This is a genomic window from Campylobacter concisus (assembly GCF_002165785.1).
Classification (GTDB): domain Bacteria; phylum Campylobacterota; class Campylobacteria; order Campylobacterales; family Campylobacteraceae; genus Campylobacter_A; species Campylobacter_A concisus_W.
The window spans coordinates 36,484-50,681 of sequence record NZ_NDYO01000006.1 but is presented as its reverse complement, the minus strand read 5'-3'; the positions used below and the strand labels follow the sequence as shown (position 1 = coordinate 50,681).

General features: G+C 36.5%; 18 protein-coding genes. All 18 read right to left on the bottom strand.

Annotation, left to right across the window (positions count from 1 at the left end; genetic code table 11):
• Window positions 1–3: 3 nt before the first annotated feature.
• On the bottom strand, window positions 4–588 hold the full coding sequence (locus tag B9N62_RS05000; protein ID WP_257640197.1) for an FKBP-type peptidyl-prolyl cis-trans isomerase: 585 nt from the start codon (window positions 586–588) through the stop codon (window positions 4–6).
• 56 nt (window positions 589–644) lie between these two features.
• Window positions 645–1,487, bottom strand: coding sequence for a tetratricopeptide repeat protein (locus B9N62_RS04995; protein ID WP_087584644.1), 843 nt, complete (start codon window positions 1,485–1,487; stop codon window positions 645–647).
• A 17-nt stretch (window positions 1,488–1,504) separates the two neighbouring features.
• Window positions 1,505–2,011: an OmpA family protein gene (locus B9N62_RS04990; protein ID WP_021090913.1), complete on the bottom strand. Its 507-nt coding sequence runs from the start codon at window positions 2,009–2,011 to the stop codon at window positions 1,505–1,507.
• Between the two features lie 64 nt (window positions 2,012–2,075).
• A complete protein-coding gene (gene tolB, locus B9N62_RS04985; protein ID WP_087584643.1) occupies window positions 2,076–3,332 on the bottom strand; it encodes a Tol-Pal system protein TolB in 1,257 nt (418 codons plus the stop codon).
• A gap of 24 nt (window positions 3,333–3,356) precedes the next feature.
• Window positions 3,357–4,304, bottom strand: coding sequence for a TonB C-terminal domain-containing protein (locus B9N62_RS04980; RefSeq protein WP_087584642.1), 948 nt, complete (start codon window positions 4,302–4,304; stop codon window positions 3,357–3,359).
• Window position 4,305: 1 nt separating this feature from the next.
• Window positions 4,306–4,704, bottom strand: a complete 399-nt coding sequence (locus tag B9N62_RS04975) for a biopolymer transporter ExbD (RefSeq protein ID WP_021090535.1) — start codon at window positions 4,702–4,704, stop codon at window positions 4,306–4,308.
• Window positions 4,705–5,289, bottom strand: coding sequence for a MotA/TolQ/ExbB proton channel family protein (locus tag B9N62_RS04970; RefSeq protein ID WP_051288435.1), 585 nt, complete (start codon window positions 5,287–5,289; stop codon window positions 4,705–4,707). It lies immediately after the preceding gene.
• Complete coding sequence (atpC, locus tag B9N62_RS04965) at window positions 5,290–5,679, bottom strand: ATP synthase F1 subunit epsilon (protein ID WP_084041261.1); 390 nt, start codon at window positions 5,677–5,679, stop codon at window positions 5,290–5,292.
• Window positions 5,680–5,697: 18 nt separating this feature from the next.
• Window positions 5,698–7,095, bottom strand: a complete 1,398-nt coding sequence (gene atpD, locus B9N62_RS04960; RefSeq protein ID WP_002939420.1) for a F0F1 ATP synthase subunit beta — start codon at window positions 7,093–7,095, stop codon at window positions 5,698–5,700.
• An 11-nt stretch (window positions 7,096–7,106) separates the two neighbouring features.
• Window positions 7,107–7,994 carry an ATP synthase F1 subunit gamma gene (atpG, locus tag B9N62_RS04955; RefSeq protein WP_087584641.1) on the bottom strand — a complete coding sequence of 296 codons (888 nt, stop codon included), beginning with the start codon at window positions 7,992–7,994 and terminating at the stop codon, window positions 7,107–7,109.
• Between the two features lie 9 nt (window positions 7,995–8,003).
• Window positions 8,004–9,521 carry a F0F1 ATP synthase subunit alpha gene (gene atpA / locus B9N62_RS04950; protein WP_087584640.1) on the bottom strand — a complete coding sequence of 506 codons (1,518 nt, stop codon included), beginning with the start codon at window positions 9,519–9,521 and terminating at the stop codon, window positions 8,004–8,006.
• A gap of 14 nt (window positions 9,522–9,535) precedes the next feature.
• Window positions 9,536–10,066, bottom strand: a complete 531-nt coding sequence (locus B9N62_RS04945) for a F0F1 ATP synthase subunit delta (RefSeq protein WP_087584639.1) — start codon at window positions 10,064–10,066, stop codon at window positions 9,536–9,538.
• Window positions 10,066–10,578 (bottom strand): F0F1 ATP synthase subunit B, encoded by a 513-nt coding sequence (locus B9N62_RS04940; RefSeq protein WP_087584638.1) that lies wholly within the window; start codon window positions 10,576–10,578, stop codon window positions 10,066–10,068. Before B9N62_RS04940 ends, B9N62_RS04945 begins: the two co-directional genes overlap by 1 nt.
• 9 nt (window positions 10,579–10,587) lie before the next feature.
• Window positions 10,588–11,010 (bottom strand): FoF1 ATP synthase subunit B', encoded by a 423-nt coding sequence (locus B9N62_RS04935; protein ID WP_087584637.1) that lies wholly within the window; start codon window positions 11,008–11,010, stop codon window positions 10,588–10,590.
• Between the two features lie 95 nt (window positions 11,011–11,105).
• Window positions 11,106–11,966 carry a ParB/RepB/Spo0J family partition protein gene (locus B9N62_RS04930; protein ID WP_054196217.1) on the bottom strand — a complete coding sequence of 287 codons (861 nt, stop codon included), beginning with the start codon at window positions 11,964–11,966 and terminating at the stop codon, window positions 11,106–11,108.
• 15 nt (window positions 11,967–11,981) lie between these two features.
• Window positions 11,982–12,764: a ParA family protein gene (locus tag B9N62_RS04925; RefSeq protein ID WP_021090449.1), complete on the bottom strand. Its 783-nt coding sequence runs from the start codon at window positions 12,762–12,764 to the stop codon at window positions 11,982–11,984.
• Window positions 12,761–13,396, bottom strand: a complete 636-nt coding sequence (locus B9N62_RS04920) for a biotin--[acetyl-CoA-carboxylase] ligase (protein ID WP_087584636.1) — start codon at window positions 13,394–13,396, stop codon at window positions 12,761–12,763. The genes B9N62_RS04925 and B9N62_RS04920 overlap by 4 nt, the downstream gene beginning before the upstream one ends.
• Window position 13,397: 1 nt before the next feature.
• Window positions 13,398–14,186: a bifunctional hydroxymethylpyrimidine kinase/phosphomethylpyrimidine kinase gene (gene thiD / locus B9N62_RS04915; RefSeq protein WP_087584635.1), complete on the bottom strand. Its 789-nt coding sequence runs from the start codon at window positions 14,184–14,186 to the stop codon at window positions 13,398–13,400.
• Window positions 14,187–14,198 lie beyond the last annotated feature (12 nt).

Here is a 14,198-nt window from a genome sequence, read left to right as displayed (position 1 = left end):
TTCTTAGTGATGGTGATGTCCATGTCCACCGCAACCGCAACCACCATCCTCGTGTCCATGACCCCCGCAGCACTCATGCTCATGCTCATGATCGTGACCACCACAACCGCAAGTATGAGCCCCAGCCACCATGCCTGTTGCTTTTTCATCTTCTGTCGCATCTCTAACTTCTAAAACTTCAACATTAAATAGTAAATCTTTACCAGCATATGGGTGATTAAAATCAACTGTCACTTCATCATCTTTGATCTCTTTAACAATAACACGAACGCTTGAGCCATCCTCATTTTGACCAAAAAGTTCCATTCCTTCATGCAAATCTATACCAGCAAATTGCTCTTTTGGTAACGACTGAATGGCTTCATTATTATATTCACCACAACCCTCTGCTGCCTTTACGCTTATAGTTGCTCTTTCGCCTGATTTTAATTTGCTTACTTCTTCTTCAAGCTTTTCTATAATATGGCCATGCCCTGTTATAAATGAAATTTGGCCACCTTCTTGCATGTTTGACTCTAAAATTTCACCAGTGTTAGCATCTTTTAGTTCGTAAAACATAGTTATAACTTGATCTTTACTCACAATAATCTCCTTAGATTTGGTTTTTTGATTAATGTGGGATTATATCTAAAAAAGATTAAAATTTAGTTTCTATTGGGAGAGGCTTTGGCTTCTTTGCTATCTGGATAACCGACTTTTAAAGCCTTATAAAATCTATTTGCACTTTGCGTATCACCTATCTTATCAAAGCTTATAGCTGTGTGATATAGAAGTTTTGGTGTATAGTCAGCCTTATCTTCGTCCTGTATGCTTTTTTTGTAGTATTGTATAGCTGTGCTGTATGATTTTTGACTGTAAGCAACTTCACCTAAATAATAATTTGTTGCACCAGTTTTATAGCCTTTTTTATTTAAATATTCAAAATATTCAGCTGCTTCTGTGCTATTGCCAGAATTTAAAAGTTTAATGCCATCAGCCAAAATATCTTTATCGCTTTTTCCACTAAAATTTGAAGTTGGCTTATTTTGTTGTTTTGGATTTGTATTTTGCTTTGGTTGGGCAGCATTTTTATCCATTATTGCACCTAATTTATTTAAGGCAGCAGTAATGTTCTTGTAGTTTTTGTCTTGTATATCTCTAGTTTCATCAACATAAGCCTTCAGCGATGTCAAACTTACACCAGAATCACTTATGCCACCATTTACCTTCGTCTCTATATCATTTATTCTTTGCTCAAGCTTATTCATTCTAGCGCTCATGCTCTCAAACAAACTTTGCAAACCTTGAAGTTGTTCTAAAACACTATTTATATTCTCTTCAATGTTTTGAACACTTCGCTTATTATTTAAGGTAATTTTTTCATTGTCAGTTAGACCGTATGGATTAGCACTATCCATATTTCCTGCATCAAAAGCCGAAATCTCTTGGCCGAAGGTGATAGAGATAGTGGCTCCTATCAGAGCCACTACAATTATTTTTTTATTCATTATTATTTAATTATAAATTATGGAAGTACTTTGAAATCTGCACGTCTATTTTGAGCATCGCAAGCTTTTGTTTTATCTGTACAAACTGGATTGCTTTCTCCAAAGCTAACTACAGCGATTCTATCAGCACTAACGCCATTTCTTACAAGAGCATCTTTAGCACTTTTAGCACGTTTTAAACCAAGAGCATAGTTATACTCATCTGTACCCCACTCATCGCAGTTACCTTCTACTTTTATAGAAAGAGCTTGAGCGTCAGCTTGGTTGAATACTGATGCATTTGAGCTAACAACACCTTGTTGATCAGCTTTGATATTAAATTTATCAAAGTCAAAGTATACACTTTTAACTTGACTCTCGATATTAGCAATAAGAGCTGCTAATCTATCAGCATCGCTCATGCTACCTGAATTGTCTGCAGATTGATTTGAATTTGAATTCATATCAACTTCAGGGTTTTTTGAGCTACAACCGCTCAACAATAAAGTTGCAACTGCAACACTTGCTAGAACTACTTTTTTCATTCCTTATCCTTTTTTAGAAATTTGGTCGAATTATATCACAAAAATTTTAAATTTTATCAGAATCTTACCAATCTATAGATTGAATTTTTCCTACTTTTAAAGGAAACTGAAAACTTCTGTTTTCATTTAGCCTAACAACACCTAGTGAACTTTGACCGCCAAGCTCTTTTATAAAGACGACACTTTGCCCATCGCTTGAGAATCTTGGATAGTTATTTTTGCCATTTGCTGTAAGCTGGCGTATAAAATCCGTTTGAGTTGAAATTAGATATATATTAAAACTACCGCTTACTTCCCTGCTTGAATAAACAACATAATTTTCAAACGTGCTTACAGAGTTGTTATTCTTACCATGAAATACCATTTGTTCAACGCTTCCGCCAGAAATCGCAGGAGTTGCGAAAACATTAGGATAACCAAGCCTATCTGATACAAAAACTATTTTGCTATCATTATCTACAAAATTTCCATTTACATCTATGCCTGGATAATTAGTAATCTGCGTCAAATTTTTACTATTTGTATTATAGATAAAGATATCTGGTTGATCTTTTGGTGCCATAGTTAATAAAATTTTACTTCCATCTTTACTAACATCTGAGGCTATAAGCATGCCAATACTATCAATTATCTTTGTTTTTGTACCAGAATTTAGATCATACCTAAATAAAGTTGGTTTATTATTTACATAAGATGTATAGTAAAATTTGCTTTGATCGGCCCCAGCCCATTTAGGAAAAATATTTAGTCCGCCACTTACTATGGTCTTTTGATATGTAAGTGTATAATCAGCAACTATAATAGAGCTTTGGCGAGCTGAAGTATATTTTGAAAGAATGATAAATTTTTCCATCCAGCCAACTGGTGGTAAATTTAGCTCATTAGTAAGCTCAACTATACTTTTATGTGCCAAAAACGGATACTTTGCGCCGTCTGGCATAGTGTAAACCTTCTCATATCTTGTAGTTGCTGTCTTAGCGTTTATCAGTTTTACTCTTAAAGTAAGAGGTGAGCCCATAGAGCCTTCAAGAGCATATCTAAAGATAAGCTCGACGCCTTTATCACTCATTGTATTAGTAGTCGCATCTCCTTCATAGGTAGAAGGCACATGATCTTCGATTACTTCAAAATCGGAACTAACCTTTAGATCTCCTAGCATGATTTTAAAGAATTTATCTTTAAATCCCGCATCGCTAACAGCAGTTGTTGCATCTTGCAAAGCTATCTTTGGCAAGGCAATACCTTGATTTACAACAGATATGGTCGCATCAGCAGCATAAAGCCCTAGAGAAACACATAAAAAAAGAAAAATTTTCTTCATCTCTACTCCATAATTTTATAAATTTTAGTTTATTTTATCTTCTAAATTTAAATTAAAAGTAGTGCTTTTGTCTGGATTAAATGGAAATTTCTCCGTTGTAAGTTTTTCTAAGCACTCTCTTACTTTTGCGTTAAATTCTTCATTATATGATAGCTCTAAAATTTCATAGCTAAAATTTCCGCTCTGATCTATCATAACTTTAACTTTAGCTAAATTTGCAGAGTCGGCCTTATAGCTTTGCCATCTTCTTTGAATTTGTTTTGTTATTGCACCCATTAGTGGATCGTAAGTACCGGTAGATTGTGATTTTGGAGCAGTTGGATTTTGGTCTATCTTTAAACTCTTTATTATATCACTAGCTTCTTTTGCGGCTTTTGAACTAGAAGCTTCGCTTTTTTTACGGCTTTGCACTTTATTTTCGGCCTTTTTTATACCATCATCTTTTTTAAGTTTCGTAGAATCTATGTCACTAAAAAGGTCTTTTATATTTGGTTCTTTTGGTTTTGGCTTTTCAACTGGCTTTGGTGTAGGCTTAGGCTCAGGTTTTGGTTCTGGCTTAACATCTTCTTTGGGTTCTTCACTTGGTTTTAAAATTTCTGGTTTTGGTTCTGGTTTTTTAGGCTCATGTTTTGGTTCCTCTTTTGGAGGAGTTGGTAAGCTTGGGGTAGGCAATGGTTCATCTGGTACAACAGGCTTATTTGTAGTCTCTTGTTTATCTTCTTCAGATTCCTTTTTAGGTTCAGGCTTTGTCTCTTTAACTACTTCATCTGCTTGTTTTGGAGCTTTAATGGTTTGATCAACTTCTCTATCAACCATAACCACATCCATAATAGCATCTTTATCATCGGTATATTTTTTAGGAGGTTCTGCAAAAAAAGTAAGCTTTATAAACAAAACAAGTATAATAATAACGTAAATACAAAACGCTACAAGAAACGAACTAAGCGTTGGAAATTTAACTTTATTTGACATCTTAACCGTTTGTCTCTAAAGCTACTTTATTAAAACCAGCACCTTTCAAAGTCTTTAATACAAACATAACATCATCGTATTTTAAATTTTTGTCAGCTTTTATATAGATAGGCGAGGTTTTATCGTATTTTGTACTCATTAATGCGATATTATCAGGAAACTCAGCAAGGCTCATAGTGCTTTGATCAACTCTAACTTGCCCCTGTGAATTTATAGAAACTATAAGGTCTTTTTGCTTAGATGTTGAAGTTTTTGCCTTTGAACCATCCGGAAGAGTAATATCCTCTTGATATGTTATAGTTGGCATAGTAACCATTAAAATAGCTAGTAAAACAAGCATAATATCAACAAGAGGAGTTATATTTAGCTCTGGTGTCTCATCGGTAAATTTAACGGCCATTTATAGTATCTCATCATCTTTTTTAAGTGCTATCATTACATCAGCCTGACGCTCAATAACACTCATTAATTCATAAGCTTTTCTTTTTATGAGTAAGTTGAATGTATATGCTGGGATGGCAACAAAAATTCCACAACCAGTTGCAACAAGTGCCTCTGAAATAGCTGGAGCGATAATACCAAGTGATGAACCTCCACCATTTCCAAGCTGTGAAAATGTTTCTAAAATAGAAACAACGGTTCCAAAAAGACCGATAAAAGGAGAAGTAGATGCTATTACACTTAGCCACGTTAGTCCACTTGTAGCATTTTTCTCGGCTATACTTATACATACGTTTAGTTTTTCTCTTGAGATTCTTCCATTTGCACATTTTCTCAAAGACGAATCATTTGGAATATTTTTAGCACCCATAAGCAGTGCTTCAAGTGCATTTTGCTCACGTTTTTGCCAAGCTCCAATACCAGCCATTCTTGAAAAAAGAATTGTGAAACTAACTATAAAATATATTGACAGCCAAGTTAAAACAATAATTGTAATAAAACTACTTCTTTGAATGTAATTTAAAAATAAATCTATACCGCCCACTTATCTAGTTCTCACTACATTTTCCATTTTAGATATAGTTGCTGCAAAAGCATTTGTATCACTGCTCATGCTCTCTATCAAATTTCTAGCAGCTTCCAATGAATTTGCAAGCTCACTTTCGCTATCACCAGAGACATAAATCGCACCGTCAGCAAGTATTACTACCTTGCCTTCGTCAATCTTTGCATAGCCCCAGTTAATCGCAACAACATCATGTTTTTTATTTTTATGTTCTATATCTATAATACCTGCTTTTAAAAGAGATATTAATGAGGCATGGTTTGGTAAAACACCAAACTCACCCTCGCTACCTGGAAGCACCACACTGCTCACGTCATCATTAAATATCTGACCTTGAGGAGTTACGATCTCTAAATGTAATTTATCCATTACGCTTCCTTTTTAAATTTAAGCCTTAAGTTTCTCAGCTTTAGCTAAAGCCTCATCTATATTTCCAACCATATAAAATGCTGCTTCTGGTAAGTGATCATATTTACCCTCTAAAATTCCCTTAAAGCCAGCTATATTTTCGTCAAGACTTACATATTTACCAGGGCTACCTGTAAATACTTCAGCAACGAAGAATGGCTGAGATAAAAATCTCTCGATCTTTCTTGCTCTATCAACTGTTAACTTATCTTCTTCGCTAAGCTCGTCCATACCAAGGATCGCAATGATATCTTGAAGATCTTTATATTTTTGGAGCACAGCTTGAACGCCGCGAGCTACCTTATAGTGATCTGCTCCTAAAATTTGAGGATCGAGCATTCTTGATGTTGAATCAAGCGGATCAACAGCTGGATAGATACCTTTCTCTGCGATCGATCTGTTAAGAACTGTTGTAGCATCAAGGTGAGCAAAAACAGTTGCAGGAGCTGGATCCGTAAGGTCATCAGCTGGAACGTAAACAGCTTGAACGGATGTAATTGAACCTTTTTTAGTTGATGTAATTCTCTCTTGGAATTTACCCATCTCACTTGCAAGAGTTGGCTGGTAACCAACAGCTGACGGAATACGTCCAAGTAGAGCTGACATCTCTGCACCTGATTGAGAAAAACGGAAGATATTATCGATAAACATCAAAACATCAAGCCCCATCTCATCACGGAAGTACTCAGCCATTGTAAGACCAGTTAGCGCGATACGGTTTCTTGCTCCTGGTGGCTCATTCATTTGACCATAGCACAAGGCAACTTTATCCAAAACATTACTTTCTTTCATTTCGTGATAAAGGTCATTTCCTTCACGAGTTCTCTCACCAACGCCTGCAAATACAGAATAGCCACTGTGTTTAAACGCAACGTTGTGGATAAGCTCCATAATAATAACCGTTTTACCAACGCCAGCACCACCAAAAAGACCTACTTTACCACCCTTTGCATAAGGAGCTAGAAGGTCAACTACCTTGATACCCGTTTCAAAAATTTCACTCTTTGTACTTTGCTCTTCAAATGGAGGAGGATCGCGGTGAATAGACCAGTGTTTATCAAAATTTATACCCTCACCCTCATCGATCAAATCACCAACTACGTTAAAAATTCTACCTAGAACTTTTTCACCAACTGGCACACTAATAGGTGCACCAAGCGCTTTAGCCTCTAAGCCACGAGTCAAACCCTCGCTCATGTCCATAGCAATAGTTCTGACTCTATTATCACCTAGGTGAGCAGCAACTTCTAATATTAGTTTATGTTTCTTGCCCTCAACCTCAAAGAAAACTTCGATAGCTTCATTGATCTTCGGCAAGTAGTCATTAAAGTCAACATCGACCACAGGGCCCATAACTTGACTAATAACACCCTTCATTCATACTCCTTTTATTTCATTGATTCAACACCACTGATGATCTCGATAAGCTCAGTGGTAATAGACTCTTGTCTTGCTTTATTGTAAGCAAGATTTAACTGTTTGACGCGTTGTTTAGCATTGTTTGTTGCATTATCCATAGCTTGCATTCTAGCGCTGTGCTCAGCCGCTAAAGAGTCAACTAAAGCATAATACATACTATACTCAAAATATTTATTGAGCAATTCATCCATAATCTTAGTATAGTTGTCCTCTGGCTCAAATTCCATCAAAGAATTTGTCTCAACCGCAACTATCTTAGATGGCTCAATAGGCACAATATCATTTACTCTAATCTCTTGAGAAATCATATTTTTATAGCCATTGTGTATTAGCACGACCTTATCAGTTACGCCGTTAGTAAAGTCATCAATAGCGTCTTTTATGATCTTTTGAGCTTTTTCATATGTAGGTGATGAGCTAGCTCCGACATAAGTCTCGAGTAGTTCAACGCCTTGGAAATTGAAAAATTCTATGCCTTTTTTACCAACAGCTCTTAGTCTGACTTTGATCTTTTTGGCTTTTAGCTCATCGATCATGCGCCTAACTGTCTTTATGGTCTGGACATTAAAGCCACCGCAAAGCCCTTTATCAGCGGTAACAAATATAATATCAACCTTTTCTACACTCTTTGTTGTGTTAAAAAATTTACTCTCAGTCATAACTGAAGCATATTGATTGATCTTATAAGCTATCTCTGATAAAACCTCATTGATCTTAAGTGCGTAAACTCTAGAGTATCTAGCAGCTTCTTCAGCTTTGCGAAGCTTTGCTGTAGAAACAAGCTTCATTGCACGAGTCGTCTTTTGAGTATTCTGAACGCTCTTAATCTTTCGTTTTATATCTTTTAAATTTGACATATCTTAGCCCTAGTTAGCGGCAAAAGTCGCTTTAAAATCTTTCAACGCTTTATGTAAAATTTCTTCTACTTCTTTATCAAGAACTTTTTTAGTTCTGATTTGCTCAAAAATTTCAGGGTATTTTGCCTCAATATATGGATAAAGCTCTGCTTCAAATTTTGTTACATTTGCAGTTGCAACATCATCTAAATAACCCTTAGCACCAGCAAATATGATAACTACTTGATTCTCAACTGGAAGTGGAGAATATGGGGGTTGTTTTAGCACTTCAACCATCTTTTGACCACGCTCTAGTTGTTTTCTTGAGCTCTCGTCAAGATCACTTGCAAATTGAGCAAATGCTTGTAGCTCGCGGTACTGAGCAAGGTCTAGTCTTAACGTACCAGACACTTGTTTGATAGCTTTGATCTGAGCTGCACCACCGACACGAGAAACAGAAAGACCAACGTTGATCGCTGGGCGGATACCTGAGTTAAATAAGTCACTTTCAAGGAAAATTTGACCATCTGTAATAGAAATAACGTTTGTTGGGATATAAGCTGAAACATCACCCGCTTGAGTTTCAATGATAGGTAGAGCTGTTAAAGATCCAGCACCTAGTGCGTCATTTAGCTTACTTGCTCTTTCAAGAAGTCTTGAGTGAAGGTAGAAAACGTCGCCTGGGTAAGCTTCACGACCTGGTGGTCTTCTTAGTATCAAAGACATCTCGCGGTAAGCAACCGCATGTTTTGACAAGTCATCATAGATGATTAGCGCATGGCGAGAGTTGTCTCTAAAATATTCACCCATTGTTACGCCAGCATATGGAGCAAGGTATTGAAGCGCAGCTGCATCGCCAGCACCAGCATTTACAACTATCGTGTAGTCCATAGCACCGTACTCTTCAAGTTTTTTAACGACTTGAGCAACGGTTGATTGTTTTTGACCGATAGCTACGTAGATACAAATGACATCTTGACCTTTTTGGTTGATGATAGTATCTATCGCAACTGTTGTTTTACCAGTTTGGCGGTCGCCGATGATTAGCTCTCTTTGACCTCTGCCGATTGGCACAAGTGCGTCGATAGCTTTGATACCTGTTTGAAGTGGCTCATGAACGCTCTTTCTAGCCATTATACCTTTTGCTTTTTCTTCGACGAAGCGAGATTCAGTAGCTTCGATTGGTCCTTTTGCGTCGATTGGCTCACCAAGTGAATTTACAACACGGCCGATCAATGCGTCACCAACTGGAACACGTAGAAGTTTTTTAAGTCTTTTTACAGAGCTTCCTTCTGTAATGCCGCTAGTTTTTCCAAGGATAACTATACCAACACTGCTCTCTTCAAGGTTAAGAGCCATACCCTTTTCGCCGCTTTCAAATTCAACCATCTCGCCAGCCATAACGTTTTTCAAACCATAAACGTTAGCAACGCCATCAGCGACTGAGATGACTTTACCAGTCTCTTCTACATCAACACTTAAATCAAAATTTTCAATACGCTCTTTGATTATCGTGCTAATTTCGTCAGCTTTAATTTTTGCACTCACGCTTTCACTCCTTTTTAAATTGCTTTTAATATATATTCACTCATTTGACTTTTTAGTCTGTCGATCGAGAAATTTACCTCGACACCTAAATCGTCTAACTCAACTTTTACGCCGTTGTAATCGCTCTTTGAGCCATCAAGCTTGATCTTAGAGTCAAATTTCTTAGAGAAATTCTCTTCTAAAGCTTTTAGCTGCTCAGCGCTTAGTTCAAAATTTCCAATGACCTCACCACGATATATATTTTCAAGCAAAGATTGCTCTAACTTCATCTCGTTTAAGATCGCTGGGATAAGCTCCAGTCTTTTATTTGTGCCAAGAAGCTTAATAAAATTTGTAAATTTGACATCTTGACTTTTAACCAAAGATAGTACAAAATCAACCTTTTGTGAGGCCTTTAAAGTAGGCAAACTTATAATGCTTTTAAATTTATCGCTAGCAAAAGCTGCTGCCAGCTCTGATAAATTTTCAACAAATATATTAAGTTCATTTGATTTTACGTCGCTTAAGATCGCTTTTACGTATTTTTTAGCTACTACTTCATTCATTAGCTAACCTTTTTAAGTATGATATTTATAAGCTCTTTTTGATCGACTTTTAGGCTATCGCTTGAGAAAATGTCGCTCAAAATTTCATTTACAACGCCTTTTGTCATCTTGCGCTCTTCAAATTCTTTTTGCTCTTTGTAGCTCTTTTGAAGATTTGTTATATCATTTTGAGCATCACTTTTAACCTTAGCAGCTAAATTTAAAGCCTCTTTTTTAGCAGTTTCGATTAAAGAGTTTGCATTTTGCTTAGCCTCTTCTACACGTTTTAGAGCGTCATCTTTTTTGGCCTTAGAATCACGGAGTTTTTCTTGGATACTTTCAAGCTTGTTTGAGATCCTGTCAATTCTGCTTTGATAAAGAGCTTTTAGTGGCTTAGCTGCAAAATATACCAAAATAGCAAAGAAAAGTAAGAAGTTTAGCGTTCTCTCTACTATATCGTAATTTGTTCCGCCATGCCCACTAGCATAAGCTAGAAATGGAAGTGCTAGAAAAAATAAAATTTTTATCTTCATGAAATTCCTTTAAATTTTAGAGAGTTTGGCATTTAAAGCCGCTCTAAGTTCAGGTAGTTTAGCTGATAGATCTGCCTTTAAGTTATCTTTCTGAGAGCTTAGAGCATTTAAAAATTCATTATAATTAGCCTCTAAACTACTCTTTACGGCATTTACTTCTTTTAAAGACTCTTCTTTTGCTAAATTTAAGGCTTCTTGCCTTATTTTATTGGCCGCAGTCCTTGCGTTTAATATAATCTCTTCAATCTCTTTTTCATGAACACTTAGATCACTTGCATTTTTACTAGTACTCTCTTCATCATTTTTTATAGAGGCATTTCTGTCATCTATGAATTTGAGCATTGGCTTATAAAGCAAGGAATTCAAAATAGCGATCAATATCAAGAAAACGACAGCCGTTAAAAGCATCAATGGCACATCTATTTCTAACATCCACTCTCCTTATTTTATCATTAAGTTTTATTTAATATTCAAATTAAAGTCTGATTTTACAATAAATTACTAAAAATAAAAATAAATTTGTAATTCTATTTTAGCCTAGAAATAAATTCTTCTATCTGTGAAATATTATTAAATTCTAAAACTAGATTGCTAGATTTTACTTTTGCTTTTATCTTTAAATTTTTAAAAATTTCTTGTAAATTTGATAGTTTTTTACTCATTTCCTCAGAAATTTTTAGCTTTTTATCTTTTATCTCTTCCTTATTTTTTATCTTTTTTACTAAAATTTCTGTGTCTCTAACGCTTAACTTTTGACCGATGATCGTATCAACAACCATCTTTTCTTCTTCGGCGCTAAGCCCAACTATAACTTTAGCGTGGCCTTGTGTGAGCTTGTCTTCTTGTAAAAGTTTTTGCGTATAGTCACTAAGAAGTAAAAGCCTCATCGTATTTGTTATTTGTGTTCTACTTTTATGAATGATATTTGCCAAGCCGTCTTGTGTGATCTTATACTCATTTATGAGCTCTTTATACGACTTTGCAAGTTCGATTGGATTTAAATTTTCACGCTGAATATTTTCGATAAGCGCAAGCTCTCTCAAATTTTGAGACTTGATATCAGCGATGATTGCCTTTATCTTGCTTGCTCCAAGCATCTTTGTAGCGCGGTATCTGCGCTCACCAGCTATTAACATATAGCCATCATCTTTTTTGATGACGATTATTGGCTGTATTAGTCCGTGCCTTTTGATGCTAGCACTTAGCTCTCTTAAAGCCTCTTCGTCAAAATGTGTTCTTGGCTGGTATGGGTTTGGCAAAATTTCATCTATATTTATCTCTTCGACTATCTCAGAGTCGTTTAAATTTGCGATCTCTTTGCTGTAGGCCTGCTCTACATCTTCAAGTATCGCGCTAAGCCCGCGCCCTAATCCACCTTTTTTCGCCATTTTTTTCCTTATTTTTTAGTTTAAAATACAATATGCCAAATTTTGATATGCGATTGAGCCTGGTGATTTTATATCATAAAGTATCACTGGCTTACCAAAACTTGGACTTTCAGCAAGTTTAACATTTCTTGGAACGACCACAAATTCCTCTTTGCTGTCCTTACTCTTAAAGAGCTTGTTTTCAAAATGCTGCTTTAAATTTGCAATGGTCTCTTTTGAGAGATTATTTTGCGAACTAAACATAGTCGGCAAAAAGCCCTTTATATTTAGCTTTGGATTTATTGTCTTCTTAATAATCTTGACTGTATTTAAGATCTGCGCTAGTCCCTCAAGTGCATAAAATTCACATTGAATCGGGATGATAACACTATCACTTGCACTAAGAGCATTTATCGTAATGCTACCAAGTGCTGGAGGACTATCGATGATGATAAAATCATAATCGTTTACAACTTCTGAAATTTTATTTTTAAGGATTAGTTTATAATCCTTATTTTGATCGTTAAATTCTTGCTCAATACCGACAAGCCCGATGTTTGATGGAGCTAAAAAAAGTGTTGGGATCTCAGTTTTTAATACAATTTGCGAGAGCTTTTTTCTATCTGTTAAGACGTGATAGATGTTAAACTCATAGTCACTTCTGCTAAAACCAAGTCCAGTTGTCGCGTTTGCCTGTGGATCGATATCTATTAATAATACTTTTTTTTCAGCAACTGCCAGTGATGCAGCTAAATTTACGGCTGTTGTAGTCTTGCCAACACCGCCTTTTTGATTAGCTATTGTTATTATCTCGCTCATCTTAAAGAATATACCTTTTCCCCATTTAGTAAGATCGCTCCATCATCGCAAATTTCAGCATCCTGAAGCGAAACAGCTCTATTTGCAATATGCGTAATAAAACTTTTTGACTTGCAAAAGTCTATCCTAAATTTGCTAAAAATTGGCTTCCATAAAATCTTTTTATCAAGCATACTAACAAAGCCCCAAACTAGCTCATCTACGCTAGTTTTTATGTCTAAAATGCCCGCATTTTCGGGCGCGCTAGCTAAATTTATCCCCATGCCGCAGATGTAAATTTCATCCACTTTATTTGTCAAAGTGCCGCCTATTTTAAGGCCATCTACGTAAAAATCATTTGGCCATTTTATCCAGCACTTTGAGCCAAGCTCACTCAAGACTTCACGCATCAACATAGAAAAATATATCGAGATAGATGGCGGAGGTATGTCGCTTGGCAGCTCATCTTCGCTTATGCAAAACGACATAAACAAATTTCCGCCAAGCCCCTCCCAGCTGTTGCCGCGGCTACCGACACCTTTTGTTTGATTATATGCCACGACCATATAGGGAGCTTTTATCTCGCCGTTTTTTAGGACCTCTATCAAAAATTCTTGCGTCGAAGGCAGACTTTGGAAAAACTCAACCTTCAAATCACACCTTAAATTTATAGAAGTGATTTACCGGATTTTGTCCGCCGCCAATAATGACTGCGTTTTTAATAGCGTTAAATATATAATCGTGTGCGTTTTTCACGCTTTCTTTTAGACTATGTCCATTTGCTAAATTTGAAGCGATCGCGCTTGATAGTGAGCAGCCTGAGCCGTGTGTCGCAGTCGTTTTTATGCGCTCATCGCTAAAAATTTCATATTCGCTGCCATCATAAAATATATCAAGCGACTTGCCATCAAGCTCGCCACACTTTAGATAAACGCTCTTTGTGCCAAATTTCAAAAGCTCCTTGCAAGCCTCTTTTAGCTCGCTCTCGCCCTTTAGCTCACGCTTTAAAATTTCGCGCGCTTCAAAGATATTTGGCGTGATCACGCTTGCAAGTGGAAAAAGCTCCTCTACGATGGCGTCTTTTGCAGCGCCCTCTAGCCAGATGTCGCCATTTTTACAGCTCATAACTGGGTCAAGCACTACTGGCGGTAAATTTTTGATCTCTCTTAACGTTTTTGCTACGCATTTTATGATATCCACGCTTGGGACAACGCCTATTTTTATCACATCAACTTTTATATCATCAAATATCGCCTTGATCTGATCCTCGATGAGCTTAGTATCAACTAGCTGCATGCCAAATATGCCCTTTGTATTTTGAGCAGTGACCGCCGTGATCGCTCCCATCGCATATACGCCGTGCGCTATAAAGACCTTTATGTCAGCTAAAACTCCAGCTCCGCCGCTTGGATCAACCCCTGCTATACTTATTGCATTTTTCATAACCGCTCCTTT

Coding starts and splice junctions, on each gene's coding strand:
- B9N62_RS04995 (WP_087584644.1), bottom strand. CDS start 1,487: ATGAATAAAAAAATAATTGTAGTGGCTCTGATAGGAGCCACTATCTCT.
- B9N62_RS04990 (WP_021090913.1), bottom strand. CDS start 2,011: ATGAAAAAAGTAGTTCTAGCAAGTGTTGCAGTTGCAACTTTATTGTTG.
- tolB (WP_087584643.1), bottom strand. CDS start 3,332: ATGAAGAAAATTTTTCTTTTTTTATGTGTTTCTCTAGGGCTTTATGCT.
- B9N62_RS04980 (WP_087584642.1), bottom strand. CDS start 4,304: ATGTCAAATAAAGTTAAATTTCCAACGCTTAGTTCGTTTCTTGTAGCG.
- B9N62_RS04975 (WP_021090535.1), bottom strand. CDS start 4,704: ATGGCCGTTAAATTTACCGATGAGACACCAGAGCTAAATATAACTCCT.
- atpC (WP_084041261.1), bottom strand. CDS start 5,679: ATGGATAAATTACATTTAGAGATCGTAACTCCTCAAGGTCAGATATTT.
- atpD (WP_002939420.1), bottom strand. CDS start 7,095: ATGAAGGGTGTTATTAGTCAAGTTATGGGCCCTGTGGTCGATGTTGAC.
- atpG (WP_087584641.1), bottom strand. CDS start 7,994: ATGTCAAATTTAAAAGATATAAAACGAAAGATTAAGAGCGTTCAGAAT.
- B9N62_RS04945 (WP_087584639.1), bottom strand. CDS start 10,066: ATGAATGAAGTAGTAGCTAAAAAATACGTAAAAGCGATCTTAAGCGAC.
- B9N62_RS04940 (WP_087584638.1), bottom strand. CDS start 10,578: ATGAAGATAAAAATTTTATTTTTTCTAGCACTTCCATTTCTAGCTTAT.
- B9N62_RS04935 (WP_087584637.1), bottom strand. CDS start 11,010: ATGTTAGAAATAGATGTGCCATTGATGCTTTTAACGGCTGTCGTTTTC.
- B9N62_RS04930 (WP_054196217.1), bottom strand. CDS start 11,966: ATGGCGAAAAAAGGTGGATTAGGGCGCGGGCTTAGCGCGATACTTGAA.
- B9N62_RS04925 (WP_021090449.1), bottom strand. CDS start 12,764: ATGAGCGAGATAATAACAATAGCTAATCAAAAAGGCGGTGTTGGCAAG.
- thiD (WP_087584635.1), bottom strand. CDS start 14,186: ATGAAAAATGCAATAAGTATAGCAGGGGTTGATCCAAGCGGCGGAGCT.